This window comes from Streptomyces sp. NBC_00005, assembly GCF_045160215.1.
Taxonomy (GTDB): domain Bacteria; phylum Actinomycetota; class Actinomycetes; order Streptomycetales; family Streptomycetaceae; genus Streptomyces.
Window position 1 is genome coordinate 2,401,827 of record NZ_CP108316.1, and the last position, 24,159, is coordinate 2,425,985.

Here is a 24,159-nt window from a genome sequence, read left to right on the forward strand (position 1 = left end):
GCTCACCACAACTCCCCCAGCCGAGCGGAGCGACTCGAACGGCCGGAACCGCCAGAACGACGAGACCTGCCGGAACGGCCGGAACCGTCAGCCCGCCCGCCCCGGTTCTCGGCAGGTTCGGCGCCCAGCCCCGTCCTGTCCGCCGCAGGCTTATCGCCCAACCGACCCCGGCCCTCCGCAGACTCGACGCCCCGCCCACCGCCCTCCCCCACGGACTCAACGCCCAGCCCAAACCCGTCCCCTGCAAGCTCGGCACCCAGCCCACCCCGGCCCCCCGCAGGCTCGTCCCCCCGCGTTCCCGCTCCCCCCAGCCGCCCCGCAAAGCCCATCAGCGCCGCGTACTGCTCGCCCAAGGCCGAAGGCCCTTCCCCCACCGGATCCTTGAAGTAGAAGCCGAGTTCACCGAGGGGGCCGGACAACCCCGTCTCCTGAGCCCGGGCGACCAGTCGCGCCAGGTCGAGTACGAGAGGGGCTGCCAGTGCCGAGTCGCAGCCCTGCCAGATGGTCTGGAGGATCATGCGGGTGCCGAGGAAGCCGTCGAAGGCGATGTGGTCCCAGGCGGTCTTCCAGTCGCCGAGCGCGGGAACGTCGTCGATGTGGACCTCGCCCTCGGGGGTCGCGGCGAGAGTGTCGGCGAGGACGCGTTCCTTGCCCGCGTTCTTGGCCGCGGCGGCGGCCGGGTCGGCCAGGGCGGCGCCGTCGCCGCCGCCGAGCAGGTTGGTGCCGGACCAGGCGCGGACCGCCAGGGCGCGCTGCGTGAACATCGGGCCGAGGACGGAGCGCAGAAGCGTCTGGCCCGTCTTGCCGTCACGGCCCGCGTGCGGAAGACCGCTCGATGCCGCGGCGGCCGCCAGCGCGGGGTGGTGCAGGCCCGTCGACGGGGTGAAGTTGACGTACGGGCAGCCCGCGCGCAGAGCCGCCGCCGCGTACAGCGAGCTGGGTGGGAGGGTCCGGCCCGTGGCCGGGGGCTCGGTGGAGGCGACGTTCACCACCACGGCACGGGACAGACCGCAGCGCCGTACGAAGTCGGTCATGTCCGCGGCGAAGGAGGCGATCAGCTCTTCCTCGGTGCGGGTGTCGCCGGTCGTCGGGCCGCCGGGGCGGATCTCCCGGTCGGCGGCTGCCAGTTCGGCCGCGACAGCCGTGGGGAGGCCGGGTGGCAGGACACCGCCGGCCGCGAGTGCCTCCGCGCGCTTCGGCAGGGGGCAGTCCAGCGTGTCGTGTCCGCCGAAGACGAGGGAAGCAAGGGGCGGCAGCCCGGCCTCGGCGAAGACGGGGGTCTCGGTGACCAGGCCGGTCGGCGCGTGCAGGCCGGCGGTCAGGGCGGCGCAGCCCGCCACGACGGTGGTCGCCACGGAGCCGCGCGCCCCGATCAGCCATACGCCGACGCTCGGCGGGGGAACGGATTCGGGGACGGAAACGGAAACAGACGCGGACATGGGCAGCCTCCTTGTCGAGCGCGTCGTACCTCTTACGCCTCATGCACCTCGTACATCTCGTGCACCGCGCGCACCTCGTACGTCTCGTGCACCTCATACGTCTCGTGCACCGCGCGCGGTGCACAGCGCGCTGTGTGCCGCGCACACCTCGTGCGCCGCGCACTTGTGCACCGCACACACCTCGTACGCAAGCCCCGAAACGCAGGGCCGGAAGACGGCGGGCGAAGGTCCGGCGTCCCTCGCCCGCCGCCGCTCAGTTGCCCTTTCCGGGCAGTTCCTTGATCCGGACGTCGCGGAAGGACATCTGGTCGTCGGCTCCGTGGTTCTGGATGCCGATGTGTCCGTCGCCGAGGCTCCGGGCCGGATCGGTGTTGGTGAAATCGTTGATCTTCACGCCGTTGAGCCAGATGCGGAGGTGTTCGCCCTCCACCCGGATCTCGTACGTGTTCCACTCGCCCGGCGGGTTCAGCACACGGTCGCGCTTCTTCAGGTCGGCGGACTGGAAGCCGTAGACGGAACCCGTCGTCTTCTCGGGTACGTCGGTGGCGTCGATCTGGATCTCGTAGCCGTTGTCCACGGCCGACCACGGGTCGTCCGAGGGCGGGAAGCCCACGAACACACCGGAGTTGTCGTCACCGTCGGCGCCGGCCATCTTCCAGTCGAGCTTCAATGAGTAGGAGGAGAAGCCCGACCCCGAGTACCAGAGCAGGCCCATGCCGCCCGACGACGTCAGCGTGCCGTCGTCGCTCAGCGCGAACGCGCCCGGACCTGCCTGCTTCCAGCCGTCCAGCGAGGCGGCCGTGCCGTCGAAGAGCGGGCGGTATCCGTTCTCCGGCCGGCAGTCGGCCTGCGCATCGCCGACCGCGTACTGGATCCCGCCCAGCAGGTGCCGGCGGAATGCGGGATCCGCGTACGACTCCTTCGTATGGCCTCCGCCCGTGTAGAAGGCGCGGCCGCCCCGGTAGTTCTGGCACCAGGCGATCGGATGGTCGCCGTTCATGGTGCCGCCGGTGTACGAGGACTCGTCGAGCGAGGCCAGCACATGGGCCCGGTCCCGGGGATTGGAGCGGTAGTTGTACCACTCGTCCGTACGGTCCCACGTCTGCCCCAGCCCCGAAGTGGCGGCGTGGGCGCGGTCCTCGACGTTCACCGTCGCGGGCTGGATCGCCGGGTGCGACTGGAAGTAGGCGCCGACGAGGCCGCCGTAGAACGCCCAGTCGTACTCGGTGTCGGCGGCGGCATGGATGCCGACGTAGCCGCCGCCATGCCGTATGTAGCCCTCGAAGGCGCTCTGTTGGGTCTCGTCGAGCACGTCTCCCGTCGTCGACAGGAACACGACCGCGTCGTACCGGCGCAGGTTCTTCGCGGTGAACGCCCCCGCGTCCTCGGTCGCATCGACGGTGAAGCCGCCGGTCGCACCGAGCTGCTGCACCGCCTCGACGCCGTCGGGGATGGAGTCGTGCCGGAAGCCGGCCGTCCTGGAGAAGACCAGCACCCGCTTCCCGGCCTCGGCAGAATGCCCGCCGGAATGCCCACCGGATTGCCCTCCGGTGTGCGAGGAGGCAGGTCCCGAGACACAGCCGAGGAGTAGCCCGGCACCCACAACAGCAGTTGCCAGTCGGCTGGTTGAGCGCATCACGTCCCCTCCTCTCAGCCGGTGGTGAAGGTGAAGTCGTCCACGTCGTAGAGCGCGCCCGTTCCACCCTTGAAGACCAGGTAGAGCGTGGTCGTGCCCTTCGGTGCGCGGGACAGGTCGGCGCTGACGTCCTGGAAGGTCTCCCAGCCGCCGGTCACCGGGACGGTCGCCTTGCCGAGCAGGGTGCCCGTGGACGAGCCCGCGCGGACCTCGAGGGTGCCGCCCGCGCCGCCGGACGAGATGCGCGCGGTGATCTTCTTGGCGTTGCTCAGCACGTACGGCGTGAAGGAGATCCAGTCGCCGTTGTCGATGTCGCCGACCGTCTTGCCGCCGTGCGCGGTGTCCTTGGTGATGACGGAGATGCCGGAGCCGTTGCCGAAGTGCTCGGCCTGGCGGTGCCTGGGCTCGAGGACGCTCTGGTCGTGCGAGGTGAGCGGGGCCTGGCCGCCGCCTCCGCCGTCGGTGTACTCGGCGTCGAGGACCCCGAAGATGTTGGCGTCCTCGTCGTGGCCGCCGTCGGCGCTGGTCTGGATGGTGCCGGTGCAGCCGCCGGCCGAGGTCTGCGGGTGGCCGTGGGTGTCATGGCCGAGGATGAAGTTGACCTTGACCTTGGAGCAGTCGACGGCCGCGCCGTCCTCGGGGTCGGTGACCTTCACCTTGAACGGGACGGCGTCACCAAAGCTGAACAGCTGTCCGTCCTGCGGGAGTTGGAGCGTCACCTTGGGTGCGGTGTTGCCGACCACGATCTGCACGCTCGCACTGCCGGTGCGTCCGGAGGGGTCCTTGGCGGTCAGCGTCGCGGTGTAGGTGCCGTTCTTCTTGTACCTGTACGACGGGTTCGCCGCCGTCGACTTGCCGCCGTCACCGAAGTCCCAGCTGTACGTGAGGGCGTCGCCGTCCTGGTCGGTCGAACCCTCTGAGGAGAACCGCACCTTCAGCGGTGCCTGCCCGGACGTCTTGCTCGCGGCCGCCTGCGGAACCGGCGAGTGGCCGTCGGTGGCGTTCTCGATGCGGTACAGGCCGGAGTTCTCGTCGCCGCCGAACCAGGCGGTGCCGTAGTCGAGGACGTACAGCGCGCCGTCGGGGCCGAACGCCATGTCCATCACCTGGGTGCCGGTCCACGGAAAGGCGTTGATCGACTGAACGGTTCCGCCGTCGTCGCTGACGATCCGCTTGATCCAGCGGCGGCCGAACTCCCCGGCGAAGAAGTTCCCGTCGTACGCCTCGGGGAACTTCACGGGAGAGTCGAGCGAGGCGTCGTAGTGGTAGACCGGGCCGCCCATCGGGGACTCGGAGCCGTCGCCGAACTCGGGCACGGACGGGCCGTTGTAGGGCATCCAGGCGGGCTGGGCCGCGGGCAGGTCCGTCAGGCCGGTGTTGTGCGGGGAGTTGTTCTTCGGCGCGCTGCAGTCGAAGGACGCGCCGGACGCCTTGGTCGCGAAGTCGTAGTCCACGTAAGGGTCGTTGGCGCCGGTGCAGTACGGCCAGCCGAAGTTGCCGGGGCCGGTCACCCGCGCGAACTCGACCTGGCCGGCGGGTCCGCGGGCCGGGTCGGCGGCGCCCGCGTCGGGGCCGTAGTCGCCGACGTAGAGGATGCCGGTCTTCTTGTCGACGCTGAAGCGGAACGGGTTGCGGAAGCCCATCGCGTAGATCTCAGGGCGCGTCTTGTCGGTGCCGGGCGCGAAGAGGTTGCCGTTGGGGACGGCGTACGAGCCGTCGGCGTTCACCTTGATGCGCAGGATCTTGCCGCGCAGGTCGTTGGTGTTGCCGGCCGAACGCTGGGCGTCGAAGGCGGGGTTGCGGTCGGCGCGCTCGTCGAGCGGGCTGTAACCGTCCGACTGGAAGGGGTTGGTGTCATCGCCCGTCGACAGGTACAGGTTGCCCGCCGCGTCGAAGTCGATGTCACCGCCGACATGGCAGCACAGGCCTCGGGACGCCGGGATGTCGATGACCTTCTTCTCGCTCGCGGTGTCCAGCGTGCCGTCCGCGTTCAGGACGAAGCGGGAGAGGCGGTTGACGCCGTCGAAGGGCGCGAAGTCGGCCGCCGTGCCGGTCTCCGGGGCATCACCCGCGGGAGTGTCCAACGGGGGCGCGTAGTAGAGGTAGATGGCGCGGTTGTTCGCGAAGTCCGGGTCGACGCCCACGCCTTGGAGGCCTTCCTCGTCGTGGGAGTAGACGTCGAGCTTGCCGATCAGCCTCGTGTTGCCCGCGGCGTCCGTCAGCCGGAGTTCGCCGTCACGCGAGGTGTGCAGGACCGAGCGGTCGGGGAGGACGGCGAGCGACATGGGCTCGCCGACCTCCGGTTCGCCCTTGGCGAGGGTGACCTGCTGGAAGTCCTCGGCGGCCGCGGCGGACGGAGCAGCCGGGGCGGCTCCCGGGTCGGCGACGGCTGCGCCGGCCTGTGGAGCCGTGAGTGTGAGGGACGCGCCCGCGAGCAGCACGCCGCCGAGCAGGGCGGCCGCCTTGCGGAAGGACGGGCGTCGTCTGTGGGTCTCGATTCTGTCGGTGCTGGTGGTGCTGTCGTTCCCGTGCACGAATGCCTCCAGAGTGGGGCTGGTTGTACGGGGCGGTGCGGTGCGCCGGGATGCGCCGTCATCCCGGAACTCGCGAAAACGCGAAAAGCTCTGAACTCACGGACCAAAGACCGGAGTTGGCCGGTCTACTCGTTGCCGCCGAACGCCGCGTCGAAGGAGGCCGACGGCGGCTCGAAGTCGTATGCCTTCAGGCGGGTGAGGGCTTCGGGTGCGCCCTGGAGCCGGTCCATGCCGGCGTCCTCCCACTCGACGGAGATGGGGCCCTGGTAGTCGATGGAGCGCAGCATCCGGAAGACGTCCTCCCAGGGGACGTCGCCGTGGCCGGCCGACACGAAGTCCCAGCCGCGGCGCGGGTCGCCCCAGGGCAGATGGGAGCCGAGGCGGCCGTTGCGGCCGTCGAGGCGCTTGCGGGCCTCCTTGCAGTCGACGTGGTAGATCCGGTCGCGGAAGTCCCACAGGAAGCCGACCGGATCGAGGTCCTGCCACACGAAGTGCGACGGGTCGAAGTTCAGACCGAACGCCGGGCGGCCGCCAACGGCCTCCAGAGCGCGCCAGGTTGTCCAGTAGTCGTAGGCGATCTCGCTCGGGTGGACCTCGTGCGCGAACCGCACGCCCTCCTCGTCGAAGACGTCCAGGATCGGGTTCCAGCGCTCGCCGAAGTCCTCGTAGCCGCGCTCGATCATCGATTCCGGCGCGGGCGGGAACATGGCGACCAGGTGCCAGATGGCGGAGCCGGTGAAGCCGATGACGGTGTCGACGCCGAAGGCGGCCGCGGCGCGTGCGGTGTCGGCGATCTCGGCGGCGGCCCGCTGCCGTACGCCCTCCGCCTCGCCGTCGCCCCAGATGCGGGCGGGCAGGATGGCCCGGTGGCGTTCGTCGATGATGGCGTCGCAGACGGCCTGGCCGACCAGGTGGTTGGAGATCGCCCAGCACTTGAGGCCGTACTTCTCCAGCAATTGGTGCCTCGACTTGACGTACGTCGGATCCCCCAGCGCCTTGTCGACCTCGAAGTGGTCGCCCCAGCAGGCGAGTTCGAGCCCGTCGTAGCCGAAGTCGCGGGCGAGACGGCAGACCTCCTCGAGCGGGAGGTCGGCCCATTGTCCGGTGAAGAGCGTGAACTGACGCGGCATGCGCAAGGGCCTCCTCAGACCGCTATGGGGGTGTAGACGGAGTTCTTCTCGGCGCTCTCCTCGACCGCCGCCAGCACGCGCTGCACCTGCAGCCCGTCGGCGAAGGAGGGTTCGGGTCGCCGGCCCTCGGCGATCGCGTGGACGAGGTCGCGGGCCTGGTGGACGAAGGTGTGCTCGTAGCCGAGGCCGTGGCCCGGCGGCCACCAGGCCTCCAGGTAGGGGTGGTCGGGTTCGGTGACGAGGATGCGGCGGAAGCCGGCGTGTGCTCCGGGTTCCGTACCGTCGTGGTACGACAGCTCGTTGAGGCGCTCCAGGTCGAAAGCCAACGAGCCCTGCTCGCCGTTGAGTTCGATGCGCAGGGCGTTCTTGCGGCCCGTCGCGTACCGGGTGGCCTCGAAGGAGGCGAGGGCGCCGGAGGTGAAGCGGCCGGTGAACAGGGCGGCGTCGTCGACGGTGACCTGTCCGGTGCCGGCGGACGAGACGACGGACAGGCCGCTGCTCGCGCCCACGGGCAACGGCCGTTCCCGTACGAACGTTTCGGTGAGCGCGGACACACCCGCCAGTCGTTCTCCCGCCAGGTACTGCGCGAGGTCGACGATGTGCGCGCCCAGGTCGCCGAGTGCGCCCGAGCCGGCCATCTCCTTGCTCAGCCGCCAGGTGAGCGGGAACTCCGGGTCCACGAGCCAGTCCTGAAGGTACGTCACCCGGACGTGCCGCAAAGTGCCGAGCCTGCCTTCGGCGACCATGCTCCGGGCGAGCGCGGTGGCGGGCACACGGCGGTAGTTGAAGCCGACCATCGCCAACTGGCCGAGCCCGTAGGCCGCTTCGGCCGCCGCCGCCATCGTCTCGGCCTCCTCCACCGTGTTCGCGAGGGGCTTCTCGCACAGCACGTGCTTGCCGGCGGCGAGGGCGGCGAGGGCGATCTCGGCATGGCTGTCGCCGGGGGTGCAGATGTCGACGAGGTCGACGTCGTCCCTCTCGATCAGGGCCCGCCAGTCGGTCTCGGCCGCCGCCCAGCCGTGCCGGTCGGCCGCCTTCTGGACGGCTTCCGCGTCACGCCCGCAGATCGCGGCCAGGACCGGGCTCAGCGGCAGGTCGAAGACGCGGCCCACGGTGCGCCAGCCCTGGGAGTGGGCGGCGCCCATGAAGGCGTAGCCGACCATGCCTACGCGCAGCGGCGGCTTCGCGCCCTCCGATCCGTCCGACTGCTGGGGCTGTCCCATACGGATGTCCTCCTCGTCCTCGTCGTGATGGCGCCGTGGGGGGTGCGGGGCGGGATCTGTCAGCGGAAGCCCGTGGACATGTACTGGTCGACGTTGTCCTTGTCGACGACGGCCGAGTAGAGCGTCAGCGAGGCCGGGATCTCGAACTCGGCGAGACCGCTGACCCCCTTGCCCTGGCCCAGCGCACGGGCGAGGTCGATCGCGGACGCGGCCATCGTCGGCGGGTACAGGACAGTCGCCTTCAGGACGCCGTTGTCCTGCTTGATGGCCTGGAAGGCGGAGAGCGCGCCCGCGCCGCCGACCATCAGGAACTCGTCCCGGCCGGCCTGTTCGATGGCGCGCAGCGCGCCCACTCCCTGGTCGTCGTCGTGGTTCCACAGGGCGTCGAACTTGGGCTGGGCCTGCAGGAGTTGGGCCATCTTGGCCTGCCCGGACTCGACCGTGAACTCGGCGGCCTGCCGGGCCACCTTCTTGATGTTGGGGTAGTTCTTCAGCGCGTCGTCGAAGCCCTGGGTGCGCTGCTTGGTCAGCTCCAGGTTGTCCAGGCCGGCCAGTTCGACGACCTTGGCGCCCTTCTTGTCCTTGAGCTTCTCGCCGATGTACGTACCGGCGTTGAGACCCATGCCGTAGTTGTCGCCGCCGATCCAACAGCGGTACGCCTGCGGGGAGTTGAAGATGCGGTCGAGGTTGACGACGGGGATGCCGGCACGCATCGCCTTGAGCCCGACCTGGGTGAGCGCCTTGCCGTCGGCGGGCAGTACGACCAGGACGTCGACCTTCTTGTTGATGAGGGTCTCGATCTGGCCGATCTGCGCCGCCGTGTCGTTCGAGCCCTCGGTGATCTCCAGTGTGACGTCGGAGTACTTCTTGGCGCGGCTCTTGGCGTTGTCGTTGATCGCGTTGAGCCAGCCGTGGTCGGCCTGCGGGCCGGCGAAGCCGATGGTGACGTGTTTGCCGGGCTTGTCGTCGGCGGCCGACTGGTCGTTCGCGGCCGGCTTCTCGTCCTTGGAGTCGTTACTCGTGCAACCTACGAGGAGGGTGCCGGTGGAGAGGGCGGCCGCGCCGAAGAGCAGGCCTCTGCGGCTGGTTGTGGTATGTGACATAGCACTAGCGGTATGTGACACAGTACTGACCCTTCATCAGGTCGTGCTCGCGGTACGGCGCTGCACCAGCACGGCGGCAACGATGATCGCGCCCTTGGCGATCTGCTGAACGTCGCTCTGCAGGTTGTTCAGGGCGAAGATGTTGGTGATCGTGGTGAAGATCAGGACGCCGAGCACGGAGCCGGTGATGGTGCCGCGGCCCCCGCTCAGCAGCGTGCCGCCGATGATCGCGGCCGCGATGGCGTCGAGCTCGTAGAGGTTGCCGTTGGTGTTCTGGCCCGAGCCGGACAGGATGATCAGCAGGAATGCGGCGACGCCGCAGCACAGTCCGGACAGCAGATAGAGGTAGAGGCGCTGGCGGCGCACGTCGATGCCGGCGAGCCGGGCCGCCTCCGCGTTGCCGCCGACGGCGACCGTGCGCCGCCCGAACGTGGTGCGGTTCAGGATCAGCCAGCCGATGATCGTCACGACCGCGAAGACCATGACGAGCGGCGGAATCCCGAGCACGTACGCGTCCCGCTCGCCCAGGTCGAGGATGTTGCTGATGGTGACGATCTGCGTCTTGCCGTCGGTGATCTGCAGTGCGAGGCCGCGCGCCGAGGCCAGCATGGCGAGCGTGGCGATGAACGGGACCATTCCGCCGTAGGCGATGAGCAGCCCGTTGACCAGGCCGCAGCCGACGCCGACGAGCACCGCGGTGAAGAGGATGCCCGCGAAGCCGTACTCCTGGGTGGCCACCGTCGTCGCCCACACGGAGGAGAGGGCGACGATCGCGCCGACCGACAGGTCGATGCCGCCGGAGGTGATGACGAAGGTCATGCCGACGGTGACGACACCGATCACCGAGGCCTGGGTGAGGACGAGTTGGAGGTTGCGGGTGTCGAGGAACTCGTCCGGTTTGGTGATCCCGCCGATGAGGACCAGCGCGGCGAGCACGCCCAGAAGCGACAGGGTTCGGACGTCGGCGCGGGCGAACAGACCGCGCCAGGAGGGGGGTTGGCCGACCGACGGCACCTTGTCGGTGTTGTCCCGTGGCGGAGAGGCATGCTGCGTCATGACGCCGGGCTTCCTTCCAGGACCAGGTCCAGTACACGGTGTTCGTCGAGTTCGCGGGCGGGCGCCGTGTGCACGACGCGGCCCTCGCGGAGCACCAGCACGCGGTCGGCGAGGCCGAGCACCTCGGGGACCTCGCTGGAGACCAGCAGGACGGCGAGGCCTTCGTCGGCCAGTCGGCGGACGACCGCATACAGTTCGCTGCGCGCCCCGACGTCCACGCCCCGCGTCGGCTCGTCCAGCAGCAGCACCCGGCAGCCGCGCAGCAGCCAGCGCGCCAGGACGGCCTTCTGCTGGTTGCCGCCGGACAGGGTGCGTACCGGCACGGACGGGTTGTCGGGCCGCAGCGACAGCTCGCGTGTCGCCGCCCGCGCCGCTCCCAGCTCGGCCCGCCGGTCCATCCAACCCCCGCGCGAGAAGCGGGACATGGAGGACACCGAGACGTTGCGGGTGACGGACTCCAGCATCAGCAGGGCCTGCGCCTTGCGTTCCTCGGGGGCGAGTCCGAGTCCGGCACGGACGGCCGCGCGCACGCTTCCGGGCCGCAACGCCCTACCGTCGACGCGGACTTGACCGGCGGTGGGCTTGCGGGCGCCGTAGATCGTCTCCAGGATCTCGGAGCGCCCGGAGCCGACCAGCCCGGCGAGTCCGACGATCTCGCCGGGGTGGATGTCCAGGTCGAGGGGTTCGAACTCGCCCTGCCGGGCCAGCCCTTGGACCTGCAGCACCGGCGCATCGTTCGCAGTCGACGCAGGCCGCTCCGGAAAGACGTACTCGACGTTGCGGCCCGTCATCAGCGCGACGACCTCGCGGGTCGGCGTCGATTTGGCGGGCAGTCCGCCCGCCACCGCGCGTCCGTCCTTCAACACCGTCACGCGGTCGCCGATCCGCCTGATCTCCTCCAGCCGGTGGGAGATGTAGACGACGGCGACGCCCTCGGCGGTCAGGTCGCCGACGATGCGGAAGAGGTTGTCGACCTCGTCCGGGTCGAGGGCGGCGGACGGCTCGTCCATCACGATGAGCCGTACGTCGTGGGAGAGCGCCCGGGCCATGGAGACGATCTGCTGCTGGGCCGCCGACAACTCCCCCACGAGCCGCGCGGGGTCGATCTCCGGGTGCCCAAGGCGCTTGAGCAGAGCAGCAGTTGACGCGCGCGCGGTCTTTCCTCGTACGACGAAACCGGCGGCCGTGGGTTCATGGCCGAGGTGGACGTTCTCGGCCACCGACAGGTGCTCCACCAGGTCGAGTTCCTGGTAGATGGTGGCGATGCCGAGGCGCATGGCGGCGATGGGCGAGCGGAGCGTGACGGGTTCGCCGCGCCATTCGATGGTGCCGTCGTCGGGCTGGTGGGCACCGGACAGCACCTTGATGAGGGTGGACTTGCCGGCTCCGTTCTGGCCGAGCAGGCAGTGCACTTCGCCGGCCTGGACGTCGAGGTCGACGCCGTCGAGGGCCCGGACTCCGGGGAACGACTTGGTGATGCCGGACATGCTGAGCAGCGGTGGTTCTGGTGCCATGAGGTCCCCTTGGCGGGCGTGCGGGCCGGTTTCAGGGCAGGGCGAGGCAGGGCGCCGTACTGGTGTGATCGGTTCTGAAGACTGTGATCCGTGCTGAAGTCGGTGCTTAGGCGGGCGAGAACAGGTGGTCGCTGATGAGGCGGGCCGCGCCGATGACGCCGGCGGTCGGGCCCAACTCCCCCAGCACGATGGGCAGGTTGCCCGTCGCGAGAGGCAGCGACTGACGGTAGACCTGGGTGCGGATCGCGGCGAGCAGGGTGTGGCCGAGGCCGGTCACCCCGCCGCCGATCACCACCAGCCCCGGGTTGAAGAAGGAGACCAGTCCGGCGATGACCTGGCCCGTGCGGTTGCCGCCCTCACGGATCAGGTCGAGGGAGGTGGCGTCGCCCGCGGCGGCAGCGGCGGCGACGTCGACGGCACTCAGTCCGCCGTTCGCCTCGAGCCGGCTCGCGAGTTCCTCCGACAGCCCCTGCTGGGCCGCCTCCACGGCGTCCTTGGCGAGGGCTGCCCCGCTGAAGTGGGCTTCCAGACAGCCCCGGTTGCCGCAGGCGCACGGCCGTCCGTCGGGCACGGCCTGGATGTGCCCGATGTCGCCCGCGCTGCCGGTCACCCCGCGGTGGACCTCGCCGCCGGCGACGATGCCGCAGCCGATGCCGGTACCGATCTTGACGCAGAGGAAGTCGCCCACGGAGCGTGCGACGCCCGCGTGCATCTCCCCCATCGCCATCAGGTTCACGTCGTTGTCGACCATGACCGGACAGCCGAGTTCCTGGCTGAGCGCCTCCCGTACGGGGAAACCGTCCCAGCCCGGCATGATCGGCGGAGCCACCGGTACGCCCTCGGGGAAGCGGACCGGTCCCGGGACGCCGATGCCGGCGCCGTCGAAACCCTCCGCGAGTCCCGAGGCCTTCAACTTCGCGGCCATGGACAGGACTTGCTCGAAGACCGCGACCGGCCCCTCGCGTACGTCCATGGGCTGGTTGAGGTGGCCGAGGATCTCCAGCTCGGCGTTGGTGACGGCGACGTCGACCGAGGTCGCGCCGATGTCGACGCCGAGGAAACGCAGGGCGGGGGCGAGCCTGATGTTGTGGGAGCGGCGGCCACCGCGCGAGGCGGCGAGTCCGTCGGCCACGACCAGGCCCGTCTCCAGCAGCCGGTCCACCTCCACGGCCAGCTTGGACCGCGACAGGTCGATCTGATCACCCAGCTGCGCACGGGAGTTGGGACCCCCGTCGCGCAACAGCTTGAGCAGCCGGGCCTGATGAGCGTTCGCGGGTCGCGCCGTCATGCGTCTCACGAGCCCCTCCCCGCCTCAATCGGCCACCTGTCTTCGGGCTTTCGAGGGGAACGTAGCAGCGGGACCCGAACCTGGGAAGAAGCTGTGCACGAATTACTGCCGACTTTCTCCACTGACAGGACAAAGGACGGCGCGCGCCGCGCCTCGCGTGTGACCGCGGTCTTCGAAGGATCAGGACTTCGAAGGATCAGCACGTCGACGCTTCGACGGATCAGGACTTCGCCCGTGCGTGGTACGACGTCCGCGTATGTTCCGTGTGTTCGCGCATGAGCTCGGTGGCGCGCTGCTCGTCGCGGTCCACGATCGCGGCGATCAGATCGCGGTGTTCGATCCAGGACTGGTTGCCACGCTGCCGGGCGACCGGCGTGTAGTACCAGCGCACCCGGCGGTCCACCTGTGCGGCCAGCTCGGACAGGACCGCGTTGCCCGCCAGCTCCATGACCTTCGCGTGGAAGCGGGCGTTCAGCGCGACCGCGGCGTCCACGTCGTCGGCGGCGACGGCCTTCGAGCCCTCCGCCAGGATCTCGTTCAGGACGGCGATACCGGCCTTGTCCGCGTTGGCCGCGGCGAGCCGGGCGGCCTCGGCCTCCAGGAGCGTACGGACGGTGAGGAGTTGGTCGGCCTCCGCCTCCGTCGGTTCGTGCACGAACGCGCCCTGGGCGGGCCGCAGATCGACCCAGCCCTCGGTGTTCAGCCGCTGCAGCGCCTCCCGCACCGGCTGCCGGGACACGCCCAGATGGCCTGCGAGTTCGCTCTCGACGAGGTGCTGGCCGGGCTGCAGGGCGCGCGTGGTGATGAGTTCGAGCAGCGCCTCGTAGACGCGGTCGCGCAGCGGGCCGGGCCGTTCGAGCTTGGGTACCGCACCCTGCGGCAGTCCTGTCGACAACATCGGTCGGTCCCCCTCCTGAGCAGCGCGGAGCAACTGCAGCCGGAAAGCCAGTATGGATTGTCTTTCGTCTACAGTCTACGGCGCACAGTGGCCAGTGGTTCGGGGAGTCGGCTGCGTCACATCGCCCCGTACGCGCAGGTCACGGGCAGCGGACGACCTGCCCGGCGTACGACAGGTTCCCGCCGAAGCCGAACAGCAGCACCGGGTCCCCCGTGGCGATGGCGCCCTGTTCGACCAGCTTGGAGAACGCGAGCGGAATGCTGGCGGCCGAGGTGTTGCCCGACTCGGCGACGTCCCGCGCGACGACGGCGTTGACGGCACCGATCTTCTCGGCGAGGGGCTCGATGATGCGCAGGTTCGCCTGGTGCAGCACCACTCCGGCGAGGTCCTCGGGCGCGAGCCCGGCGCGCTCGCAGGCCTTGCGCGCGATGGGAGGCAGCCGGGTGGTCGCCCAGCGGTAGACGCTCTGGCCCTCCTGCGCGAACCGCGCGGGCGTGCCCTCGATCCGCACGGCGTGCCCCATCTCGGGCACCGAGCCCCACAGCACAGGTCCGATGCCGGGCTCGTCCGACGCCTCCACGACGGCGGCCCCCGCCCCGTCGCCGACGAGCACACAGGTGGTGCGGTCGCTCCAGTCGGTCACGTCGGACATCTTGTCGGCGCCGATGACCAGCGCGCGGGTCGAGGCGCCCGCCCGCACCGCGTGGTCGGCGGTGGCCAGGGCGTGGGTGAACCCGGCGCAGACGACGTTGACGTCCATCGCGGCGGGCGAGGGGATGCCGAGCCGGGCGGCGACCCGGGCGGCCATGTTGGGCGAGCGGTCGACGGCGGTGGAGGTGGCGACCAGCACCAGGTCGATGTCGCCGGGGGCGAGGCCCGCCGCCGCGAGCGCCTTGGCGGCGGCGTGCGCGGCCAGCTCGTCGACCGGCTCGTCGGGCCCGGCGATGTGGCGCGTGCGGATGCCCACCCGGGACGTGATCCACTCGTCACTGGTGTCGACCAGGCCCGCCAGGTCCTCGTTGGTGAGCACCTTGGCGGGCTGGTAGTGGCCGACGGCGGCGATGCGCGAGCCGTTCATTGGGTGGTCCCCTCGTTGCCTTGGGTTGCGGGATCCACCAGTCTGATCAGTGACTCACCGGTACGGCGGCAGGTAAGGCGACAGGAAACGGGCGCCCGGGTTGTCGGCTTCTGTCATCCGACGGGGCGAGAAAGGGGACGCCCGAACATTTCCCGAACAGTCACCCGGTGAAAGGAACGCTCACCCGGTGAACAGCTGCGTCGCCTTCTGTACGAGCTCGTAGAGCCCGTAGACGAGAGGTGCCCCCACCCACAGCCAGGCGAAGGCGATCAGCGGGCGGCGGTCAGGCGGACTCTGACTGCTGTCGTTCGACATCGGCGGCCTCCCTCGGGGCGGGGATGTGGTGGCGGGTGTGGACGGGGCGGACGAGTTCGTTGGCGACGAAGCCGACGACGAGCAGCCCGATCATGATGACGAAGGACAGGCCGTACAGGGCGGAGCCGTGCTTGCCTGCGTCCTCCTGCCGGTCGGCGATCCAGTTCACGATCAGCGGCCCGAGGACGCCGGCCGTGGACCAGGCGGTGAGCAGCCGACCGTGGATCGCGCCGACCTGGTAGGTGCCGAAGAGGTCCTTCAGATAGGCGGGGATCGTGGCGAAGCCACCGCCGTAGAAGGAGAGGATCACCAGCGCGCACAGGACGAACAGCGGCTTGGAGGAGTCGCCGAACATCGCGATCAGCGCGTACATCACCGCACCGACGCCGAGGTAGACGCGGTAGATGTTCCTGCGGCCGATCAGGTCGGAGGTCGAGGACCAGCCGATGCGGCCCGCCATGTTGGCGGCGGACAGCAGCGCGACGAAGCCCGCGGAGGCCGAGACCGACACGGGGGTCGAGGTGTCCTTGAAGAAGTCCGTGATCATCGGGGCGGCCTTCTCCAGGATGCCGATGCCCGCGGTCACGTTCATGCACAGCACGATCCACAGACACCAGAACTGCGGCGTCCGTACGGCGCTGTTGGCGGAGACCTGCGGTCCCTGGACGGCGCTCGGCGCGCCCTCGACCGGCTTCTCGGTGCGCGGGACCCGGACCAGCAGCACGCCCAGCGACATGAACACCGCGTAGGACAGGCCGTGTACGAGGAAGGCGAGCGCGATCCCCGAGTGGTCGGAGCCGAACGACTCCAGCATCTGGGCCGACCAGGGCGAGGCGATGAGCGCGCCGCCGCCGAAGCCCATGATGGCGATGCCGGTGGCCATGCCGGGCCTGTCCGGGAACCACTTGATCAGCGTGGAGACGGGCGAGATGTAGCCGATGCCGAGGCCGATGCCGCCGACGAAGCCGTAGCCGAGGACGATCAGCCAGTACTGCTCGGTGGCCGCGCCGAGCGCGGATATCAGGAAGCCGGACGAGAAGCAGATCAGGGCGACGGTCATCGCCCAGCGCGGCCCGTTGCGCTCGACCAGCGTGCCGCCGAACGCGGCCGACAGCCCGAGCATGACGATGGCGAGCTGGAAGGGAAGCGCGCTCTGTGTGCCGCTGAGGCCCAGCGCGGACTCCAGGGGCGGCTTGAACACGCTCCAGGCGTAGGCCTGGCCGATGGAGAGATGGACGGAGAGGGCGGCGGGGGGAACGAGCCAGCGGCTCCAGCCGGCCGGTGCGACAGGGGGACTCATGATCCCGAACGGTAGGCAGTCGCAAGGTAGTTGAAAAGGCGGCACGTCGACCGTATGCGATGAGCGGTATGCGAGGCGCGCCGAGCGGTCGTACCGACCGGTTTTCCGAACCCTGCGCGAACCCTTGCTGCCCCCATCACCATACTGTAGACAATATTCAGTCGACAGAGTTCGACTGTGTGGCCATCTCCGCGGTATCCCTCGACCGAACGGAGCTCCCTCGTCATGAAAGTCGCAGTTCTCGGCGCCGGTGCGATCGGCGCCTACGTCGGTGCCGCGCTCCATCGCGCCGGCGCCGACGTACATCTCGTCGCCCGTGGACCGCACTTGGCGGCCATGAGGCAGCACGGAGTTCGCGTCCTCAGCGCGCGCGGTGACTTCACCGCGCGCGCTCATGCCACCGACGACCCGGCCGAGATCGGCCCGGTCGACTTCGTCTTCCTGGGCCTGAAGGCCAACTCGTATGCGGCGTGCGGGCCGCTGATCGAGCCTCTTCTGCACGACGGCACGGCGGTTGTGGCCGCCCAGAACGGTATTCCCTGGTGGTACTTCCACCGGCACGGCGGCCCGTACGACGGCCACCGCGTCGAGAGCGTGGACCAAAACGGCGCGGTCAGTGCGGTGCTCGCGCCCGAACGGGCCGTCGGCTGCGTCGTCTACGCGGCCACCGAGCTCGAAGGACCAGGAGTCGTACGGCACTTGGAGGGCACCCGGTTCTCCGTCGGCGAGCCCGACCGCAGTGTGTCCAAGCGCTGCCTGGACCTCAGCGAGGCCATGCAGGCCGGCGGGCTCAAGTGCCCCGTCGAGCCCGACCTGCGCAACGACATCTGGCTCAAGCTGCTCGGCAACATCTCGTTCAACCCGATCAGCGCGCTGGCCCGCGCCACCATGCGGCAGATGTGTCTGCACGGCGGCACCCGCAAGGTCATCGAGACCATGATGGCCGAGACGCTCTCCGTCGCCGAGGCGCTCGGCTGCGAGGTCGGCGTCTCCATCGAACGCCGCCTCGCCGGGGCCGAGCGCGTCGGCGACCACCGCACCTCCACGCTCCAGGACCTGGAGCGTGGCAAGCCGCTGGAACTCGACGTACTCCTGGCCGCCGTCGTCGAGTTGGCGGAGATCACCGGCGTCGACGTGCCGACCCTGCGCACCGTGCACGCCATCTCGGACCTGCTCGCACTGAGGAGCGCCGCATGAACTCTGGGGACCTCTCATGAGGAAACGGCAACCGAAGACCTACACCCGGCTGACCCATCCGCTGGTGCGGGACTCGCGCGACGGGCCGCTCCGGACGGCGAGTTGGGAGGAGGCCCTGGACCGCGCGGCCCGGGGGCTCGAGCGCAACCGCGACGCGTTCGGCATGTTCTCCTGCGCCCGCGCGACCAACGAAATGAACTACGTGGCGCAGAAGTTCGCGCGGGTCGTCATGGGCACCAACAACGTGGACTCCTGCAACCGGACGTGTCACGCGCCGAGCGTCGCGGGCCTGTCGGCCGCGTTCGGCTCGGGCGGCGGAACCTCGTCGTACGAGGAGATCGAGCACACCGACGTCATCGTGATGTGGGGCTCCAACGCCCGCTTCGCGCACCCGATCTTCTTCCAGCACGTACTGAAGGGGATCCGGGGCGGCGCCCGGATGTACGCCGTCGACCCGCGCCGCACCTCGACCGCCGAGTGGGCGGAGAGCTGGCTCGGTCTCAACGTCGGCACCGACATCCCGATGGCGCACGCGATCGGCCGGGAGATCATCCACGCGGGCCTGGCCAACCGGGCGTTCATCGAGCGGGCCACCTCCGGCTTCGAGGAGTACAGGGCGCTGGTCGAGCCGTGGACGCTGTCGCTTGCCGAGAAGGTGACGGGCGTACCGGCGCGCGCCATAAGGGAGTTGGCGCACGCCTACGCCCGCGCCGAGCGCGCCCAGCTGTGCTGGACCCTCGGCATCACCGAGCACCACAACGGCACGGACAACGTCCGCGCGCTGATCAACCTGTCGCTGCTGACCGGCCAAGTGGGCCGGTACGGCGCCGGGTTGCAGCCCCTGCGCGGCCAGAACAACGTGCAGGGCGGCGGCGACATGGGCGCCATCCCCAACCGCCTGCCCGGTTTCCAGGACATCCTCGACCCCGACACCCGCCTGAAGTTCGAGTCGGCCTGGGACACCGTCATCCAGCCCCACTACGGGCTGAACCTGACGGAGATGTTCGAGGCGATGCAGGAGGGCTCGCTCGGGGCGGTCTACTGCATCGGCGAGAACCCGGCGCAGTCGGAGGCCGACAGCGAGCAGGCCGTACGCCGGATGCGGCAGCTCGACTTCCTCGTCGTCCAGGACATCTTCCTCACCAAGACGGCCGAGCTCGCCGACGTGGTCCTGCCCGCGACCGCCGGCTGGGCGGAGACCGAGGGCACAACCACCAACAGTGAGCGGCGAGTTCAGCGCGTGCGCAGGGCGGTCACCCCGCCCGGCGAGGCCCGCGAGGACATCGACATCATCTGCGACCTCGCGGCACGCCTCGGCCACGACTGGAAGTACGCCGACTCCGAAGCCGTCTGGAACGAGCTCAGGTCCGTCTCCCCGGACCACTACGGCATGACGTACGAACGCCTGGAGGAACACCAGGGCATCCAGTGGCCGTGCCCGAGCACCGAGGAGCTCGAACCGACGTATCTGCACGGCCGGTTGTGGGAGAAGGACCCCGCCACGCGTGGAATGCCCGCACCGTTCGGGATCGTGCAGCACGACCCGCCGGTCGACCTCACCGACGAGGAGTTCCCGATCCGGCTGACGACCGGACGGCGCCTCGACTCCTACAACACCGGTGTGCAGAGCGGCGGTTTCGCCTCCCCGCTGCGGCGCGGCGAATACATCGAGCTGTGCCCGGAGGACGCCGAGCGCTACGGGGTCGTCGTCGGCGAGGAGGTCCAGGTGTCCTCGCGGCGGGGCGCGGTCGTGGCACCCGTCTGGATCGACACGGCGCTGCGGCCCGGGCTCGCCTTCATGACCATGCACTTTCCCGACGAGGTGGACACCAACCAGCTGACGATCGAGGCCAATTGCCCGATCGCGGGGACAGCGGAGTTCAAGGCGTCGGCGATCCGGATCCGGAAACTCCCCGTCGCGACCATCGTGAGGTGACCTGGTGGACCTGCACTTCGGCGACAGCAAGCCGACGGACGACGAACGGGCCGCCGTGGACGCCCTGTTGGGCCCCCCGGAGTCCTCGTGGGAGGGGGCGGACCGTTCCGACGCCGATCTGAGGTGGGCGCGCGGCGGCCGCGAGGCCCGGGAGAGGCGCGAGCTGCTGTTGCCGGGGCTGCACGCGATCAACGACCGGATCGGCTGGATCAGCGAGGGCGCCCTCGACTACCTGTGCCGGCGGCTGACCGTGCCGCCGGCGGAGGCGTACGGCGTCGCCACCTTCTACGCGATGTTCTCGGTCAGCCCGCGCCCGGCGACCGTGCTCCACGTCTGCACGGATCTCGCGTGCGCGGCGGCCGGGGCGTCCGAGCTGTGCGCCGGGGTCGAGGCTCGGCTCGGGCTCGGCAGCGGTGTGCAGGTGGAGCGCAGCCCCTGCCTCGGCCTGTGCGAGCGGGCTCCGGCCGCGCTCGCGATCAAGGCGGGCGATCCGGTGCGTACGGCGGTGTCGGCGCCCGCGACGGCCGAGGCGGCCGTCCTCGCCGCGAGCGCGCCCGACTCGGCGCCCCAGGAACCGCCGGCGGCGATGGCGGTGCCCCAGGCCGGGGACCCCTCGCTGACCCTGTTGCGCCGCGTGGGCGTCGTGGATCCCTCGTCCCTCGACGACTACCGCGCCCACGGCGGCTACACCGCACTGCGCCGGGCCTTCGAACTCGGTCCCGCCGGAGTGATCCGCGAGGTCACCGACTCCGGCCTGGTCGGGCGCGGCGGCGCCGCCTTCCCCACCGGCCGCAAATGGCAGGCCACGGCGTCGCAGCCCGACCACCCCCACTACCTGGTGTGCAACGCCGACGAGTCCGAGCCGGGCACCTTCAAGGACCGCGTGATCATGGAAGGCGACCCGTACGCGCTGGTCGAGGCGATGACGATCGCGGCGTACGCGACCGGTGCGCACCAGGGACACGTGTATCTGCGCGGCGAGTATCCGCGCGCGACACACCGTTTGCAGCATGCCGTCGACCAGGCGCGCGCCCGCGGTCTGCTCGGCGACGACGTCCTCGGCCAGGGCTACTCCTTCGACATCGAGATCCGGCGCGGCGCCGGCGCCTACATCTGCGGCGAGGAGACGGCCCTGTTCAACTCCATCGAGGGCTACCGGGGCGAGCCGCGCTCGAAGCCGCCGTTCCCCGTGGAGAAGGGCCTGTTCGGCAAGCCCACGGTCGAGAACAACGTCGAGACGCTGATCAACGTGCTGCCCGTCCTGACCATGGGTGCCCCGGCGTACGCGGAGATCGGCACGCAGCGGTCCACCGGGCCCAAGCTGTTCTGCGTGTCCGGGAGCGTGGAGCGGCCGGGCATCTACGAGCTGCCGTTCGGCGCCACGCTCGGCGATCTCCTGGAGCAGGCGGGCGTACGCGACCGCCTACGGGCGGTGCTCCTCGGCGGCGCGGCGGGCGGCTTCGTACGGCCGGACGAACTGGACATCCCGCTCACCTTCGAAGGCACCCGCGAGGCGGGCACGACGCTCGGCTCCGGAGTCGTCATGGCCTTCGACGACACGGTCCCGCTGCCCCGACTCCTGCTCCGTATCGCCGAGTTCTTCCGCGACGAGTCGTGCGGCCAGTGCGTGCCGTGCCGGGTCGGGACCGTGCGCCAGGAGGAGGCGCTGCACCGGATCGTGGAGCGCACGGGCGCGGCCGCGGCCGACGACATCGCCCTGCTCAGGGACGTCGGCCGCGCGATGCGGGACGCCTCGATCTGCGGTCTCGGGCAGACCGCGTGGAACGCCGTGGAATCCGCCATCGACCGTCTGGGGGCGTACGAATGACCGTGACACCGCTGGGGATCCCGCGCCGGCTGCTGGAATTCACGATCGACGGCGAGGCGGTCCGGGCTCCCGAGGGCTCGACGATTCTCGACGCCTGCCGGGCAGCCGGAAAGGGCGTACCGACCCTCTGCGAGGGCGACACGCTCACCCCGAAGAACGCCTGCCGGGTGTGCGTCGTCGAGGTCGAGGGTTCCCGCACCCTGGTCCCGGCCTGTTCCCGCAGGGCCGAGCCCGGCATGGAGGTCCGTACCGACACGGAACGGGCCCGCCACAGCCGCAGGATCGTTCTCGAACTCCTCGCGTCCTCGGTCGACTTGTCGACGACTCCACAAGTCGCCGAATGGATCAAGGAGTACGAGGCGAAGCCGGACCGCTTCGGCCCCGACGCGGCCCGCCTGGGCGAGGAACCCAAGGTCGACAACGATCTGTATGTGCGCGACTACGACAAGTGCATCCTCTGCTACAAGTGCGTGGACGCCTGTGGCGACCAGTGGCAGAACACCTTCGCCATCTCGGTCTCCGGCCGCGGCTTCGACGCCCGGATAGCGGTCGAGCACGACGCCGCGCTCACCGACTCGGCGTGCGTGTACTGCGGCAACTGCATCGAGGTCTGCCCCACGGGAGCGCTGTCGTTCAAGTCGGAGTTCGACATGCGCGCGGCGGGTACGTGGGACGAGTCGGCACAGAGGGAGACGACGACCGTGTGCGCGTACTGCGGAGTGGGCTGCAACCTCACTCTCCACGTGCAGGACAATGAAATCGTGAAGGTCACCTCACCGCACGACAACCCGGTGACCCACGGCAACCTCTGCATCAAGGGCCGCTTCGGCTACCAGCACGTACAGAACCGGGACTGAGACACGCTATGGGACGAGTCACGGAACGACGCAAGGTGATCCGCATCCGGGACGGGGCCATCTCCACCCGCCCGGACACGCTCGTCGCCGAGGAACCGCTGGAGATCCGGCTGAACGGCAAGCCGCTCGCGATCACCATGCGCACCCCGGGCGACGACTTCGCGCTGGCCGCCGGTTTCCTGGTGAGCGAGGGTGTGCTGGCGGCCGCATCCGACCTGCAGAACATCGTCTACTGCGCGGGCGCGACCGTGGACGGCTCGAACACGTACAACGTGGTGGACGTGCGGACCTCGCCGGGAGTCGTGATCCCCGACATCACGCTCGAGCGGAACGTCTACACCACCTCGTCCTGCGGCCTGTGCGGCAAGGCGAGCCTCGACGCGGTCCGGACGACGGCCCGCTGGCCGATAGCCGACACTCCCCCGGTCCGCGTCGAACCCGAACTGCTCGCGAGCCTCCCCGACCGTCTCCGCGCGGCCCAGCGGGTCTTCGACCGGACCGGGGGTCTGCACGCGGCGGCCCTGTTCACGGAGGACGGCGAGCTGGTCGACATCCGGGAGGACGTGGGCCGGCACAACGCGGTCGACAAGCTGGTGGGCCGCGCCCTGCAGAACGGCGACCTGCCCCTGTCGCGCACGCTCCTCCTGGTCTCGGGCCGGGCCTCCTTCGAGCTGGCACAGAAGGCCGTCATGGCCGGGCTCCCGGTCCTGGCGGCGGTCTCGGCCCCGTCCTCGCTGGCCGTGGACCTGGCCGCGGAGACGGGCCTGACCCTGGTGGGCTTCCTGCGGGGCAGCTCCATGAACGTGTACGCGGGCGAGGACCGCATCGCTCTGCGGACCGCGGCCGCCCAGGGGTGACCGGCTCTCCGCGACACGGCGGCGGGGCCCCGACCGGCGGGGAGCGCCCCCTGCGCCGCAGGGGCCCCGCCTCAACCTCGTGCTCAGCCTTGTGCGGCTGCCACGAAGGCCGTGATCAGCGGTGAGCGGCGGCTCGCGTCCCAGGCGAGGAGAACCTCGTCGGGCTCCGCGTCCACGACGGGTACGTAGGTGATGTCCGGGCGGGAGTACTGCTCGGCGATCGACACCGGGACGAGCGTGATGCCGGTGCCGGCTGCCACGCGCTCGAACTTCTCCTCGATCGTGCGGATCGGTACGTCGTCGGGCCGCGGATCGACGTAGCGCAGCCAGGTCTCGCCGTCCAGGTCGGTGAGGACGAGTTCCTGCTTGCCCGACAGCCGGTGCTCGGCGGGGAGCATCGCCACCCTGGCCTCGGTACACACAGGGGACAGCGTCAGACCCTGCTCGCGGATCGGCCGCCGTACATAGGCGAGGTCGACCGTCCCGTCGAGGATCAGCTGTTCCTGGTCGTCCCATTCGACGCGGCGGGCCTGGACGTCGACGTCGGGGTGGGCGGCGCCGAAGGCACGCACGGCGTGGGTGACGACGACACCCGCCCGGAAGCCGACGACGAACCGGCGCGTGCCGCGGGCGGCCCGGTGCGCCCGGCGGCGGACGGCATCCGCCGAGGCGAGCAACGGGCGTGCGTCGTCCAGGAGTTGGCGTCCGACGGCAGTCAAGGCGACACCGTGACTGTCACGTTCGAAGAGGGCGGCGCCCAAGTCCTTCTCCAGGGAACGGATCTGACGGCTCAGCACCGGCTGTGCGATGTGCAGCTGCTCCGCCGCCCGCCCGAAGTGCAGCAGCTCCGCCACCGCCACGAAATAGCGCACCTTCCGCAGGTCGAGGTCCATGGCCGCCCCTTCCTTCGGCGATGCCTTCAGGGTATCGCCACCGCCGAAAGAGGTCTTGGACGGCGGAACGGGAGCGA

19 protein-coding genes are annotated in these 24,159 nt (G+C 70.2%); 5 read left to right on the top strand and 14 right to left on the bottom strand.

The annotated features are described in order from the left end of the window. Positions 1–2: 2 nt before the first annotated feature. From OG303_RS11470 to OG303_RS11530, 13 genes are all read right to left on the bottom strand, one after another. A complete protein-coding gene (locus tag OG303_RS11470) occupies positions 3–1,439 on the bottom strand; it encodes an inositol-3-phosphate synthase (protein ID WP_405867487.1) in 1,437 nt (478 codons plus the stop codon). 253 nt (positions 1,440–1,692) lie between these two features. After that, positions 1,693–3,075: a ThuA domain-containing protein gene (locus tag OG303_RS11475; RefSeq protein ID WP_405867489.1), complete on the bottom strand. Its 1,383-nt coding sequence runs from the start codon at positions 3,073–3,075 to the stop codon at positions 1,693–1,695. Positions 3,076–3,089: 14 nt separating this feature from the next. Then, positions 3,090–5,609, bottom strand: coding sequence for a PQQ-dependent sugar dehydrogenase (locus OG303_RS11480; RefSeq protein WP_405867491.1), 2,520 nt, complete (start codon positions 5,607–5,609; stop codon positions 3,090–3,092). A 125-nt stretch (positions 5,610–5,734) separates the two neighbouring features. Then, positions 5,735–6,739 (bottom strand): sugar phosphate isomerase/epimerase family protein, encoded by a 1,005-nt coding sequence (locus OG303_RS11485; protein ID WP_405867493.1) that lies wholly within the window; start codon positions 6,737–6,739, stop codon positions 5,735–5,737. 14 nt (positions 6,740–6,753) lie between these two features. Continuing rightward, positions 6,754–7,962: a Gfo/Idh/MocA family protein gene (locus tag OG303_RS11490; protein ID WP_405867495.1), complete on the bottom strand. Its 1,209-nt coding sequence runs from the start codon at positions 7,960–7,962 to the stop codon at positions 6,754–6,756. Between the two features lie 59 nt (positions 7,963–8,021). Further along, on the bottom strand, positions 8,022–9,065 hold the full coding sequence (locus OG303_RS11495; RefSeq protein ID WP_405867497.1) for a substrate-binding domain-containing protein: 1,044 nt from the start codon (positions 9,063–9,065) through the stop codon (positions 8,022–8,024). A gap of 36 nt (positions 9,066–9,101) precedes the next feature. Continuing rightward, entirely contained in the window at positions 9,102–10,121 is a 1,020-nt protein-coding gene (locus OG303_RS11500; protein ID WP_405867499.1) for an ABC transporter permease, read from the bottom strand. Continuing rightward, positions 10,118–11,635 (bottom strand): sugar ABC transporter ATP-binding protein, encoded by a 1,518-nt coding sequence (locus OG303_RS11505; protein ID WP_405867501.1) that lies wholly within the window; start codon positions 11,633–11,635, stop codon positions 10,118–10,120. The genes OG303_RS11500 and OG303_RS11505 overlap by 4 nt, the downstream gene beginning before the upstream one ends. A gap of 106 nt (positions 11,636–11,741) precedes the next feature. Further along, complete coding sequence (locus tag OG303_RS11510) at positions 11,742–12,923, bottom strand: ROK family protein (protein ID WP_405877197.1); 1,182 nt, start codon at positions 12,921–12,923, stop codon at positions 11,742–11,744. Between the two features lie 220 nt (positions 12,924–13,143). Beyond that, the gene (locus OG303_RS11515; protein WP_405867503.1) at positions 13,144–13,821 is read right to left on the bottom strand and encodes a GntR family transcriptional regulator; all 678 of its coding nucleotides are present in this window, start codon (positions 13,819–13,821) and stop codon (positions 13,144–13,146) included. Positions 13,822–13,960: 139 nt separating this feature from the next. Continuing rightward, on the bottom strand, positions 13,961–14,899 hold the full coding sequence (locus OG303_RS11520; protein WP_405867505.1) for a beta-ketoacyl-ACP synthase III: 939 nt from the start codon (positions 14,897–14,899) through the stop codon (positions 13,961–13,963). A gap of 180 nt (positions 14,900–15,079) precedes the next feature. Next, positions 15,080–15,214: a hypothetical protein gene (locus tag OG303_RS11525; protein WP_280874245.1), complete on the bottom strand. Its 135-nt coding sequence runs from the start codon at positions 15,212–15,214 to the stop codon at positions 15,080–15,082. After that, entirely contained in the window at positions 15,183–16,514 is a 1,332-nt protein-coding gene (locus OG303_RS11530; RefSeq protein WP_405867507.1) for an OFA family MFS transporter, read from the bottom strand. Before OG303_RS11530 ends, OG303_RS11525 begins: the two co-directional genes overlap by 32 nt. Positions 16,515–16,739: 225 nt before the next feature. Here OG303_RS11530 and OG303_RS11535 point away from each other — a divergent pair, with 225 nt between their 5' ends. Genes OG303_RS11535 through fdhD form a run of 5 tightly spaced genes read left to right on the top strand, consistent with a single transcriptional unit; the run spans position 16,740 to position 23,189 of the window. Continuing rightward, complete coding sequence (locus OG303_RS11535) at positions 16,740–17,711, top strand: 2-dehydropantoate 2-reductase (RefSeq protein WP_405867509.1); 972 nt, start codon at positions 16,740–16,742, stop codon at positions 17,709–17,711. Between the two features lie 16 nt (positions 17,712–17,727). Further along, positions 17,728–19,647 (top strand): molybdopterin oxidoreductase family protein, encoded by a 1,920-nt coding sequence (locus tag OG303_RS11540; protein ID WP_405867511.1) that lies wholly within the window; start codon positions 17,728–17,730, stop codon positions 19,645–19,647. A 4-nt stretch (positions 19,648–19,651) separates the two neighbouring features. Further along, positions 19,652–21,475: an NAD(P)H-dependent oxidoreductase subunit E gene (locus OG303_RS11545; protein WP_405867513.1), complete on the top strand. Its 1,824-nt coding sequence runs from the start codon at positions 19,652–19,654 to the stop codon at positions 21,473–21,475. Beyond that, the gene (locus OG303_RS11550; protein WP_405867515.1) at positions 21,472–22,332 is read left to right on the top strand and encodes a 2Fe-2S iron-sulfur cluster-binding protein; all 861 of its coding nucleotides are present in this window, start codon (positions 21,472–21,474) and stop codon (positions 22,330–22,332) included. Before OG303_RS11545 ends, OG303_RS11550 begins: the two co-directional genes overlap by 4 nt. An 8-nt stretch (positions 22,333–22,340) precedes the next feature. Next, a complete protein-coding gene (gene fdhD, locus OG303_RS11555) occupies positions 22,341–23,189 on the top strand; it encodes a formate dehydrogenase accessory sulfurtransferase FdhD (RefSeq protein ID WP_405867517.1) in 849 nt (282 codons plus the stop codon). A gap of 83 nt (positions 23,190–23,272) precedes the next feature. Here the strand turns inward: fdhD and OG303_RS11560 are convergent, their stop codons facing one another. Beyond that, complete coding sequence (locus OG303_RS11560; protein WP_405867519.1) at positions 23,273–24,082, bottom strand: LysR family transcriptional regulator; 810 nt, start codon at positions 24,080–24,082, stop codon at positions 23,273–23,275. Positions 24,083–24,159: the final 77 nt, after the last annotated feature.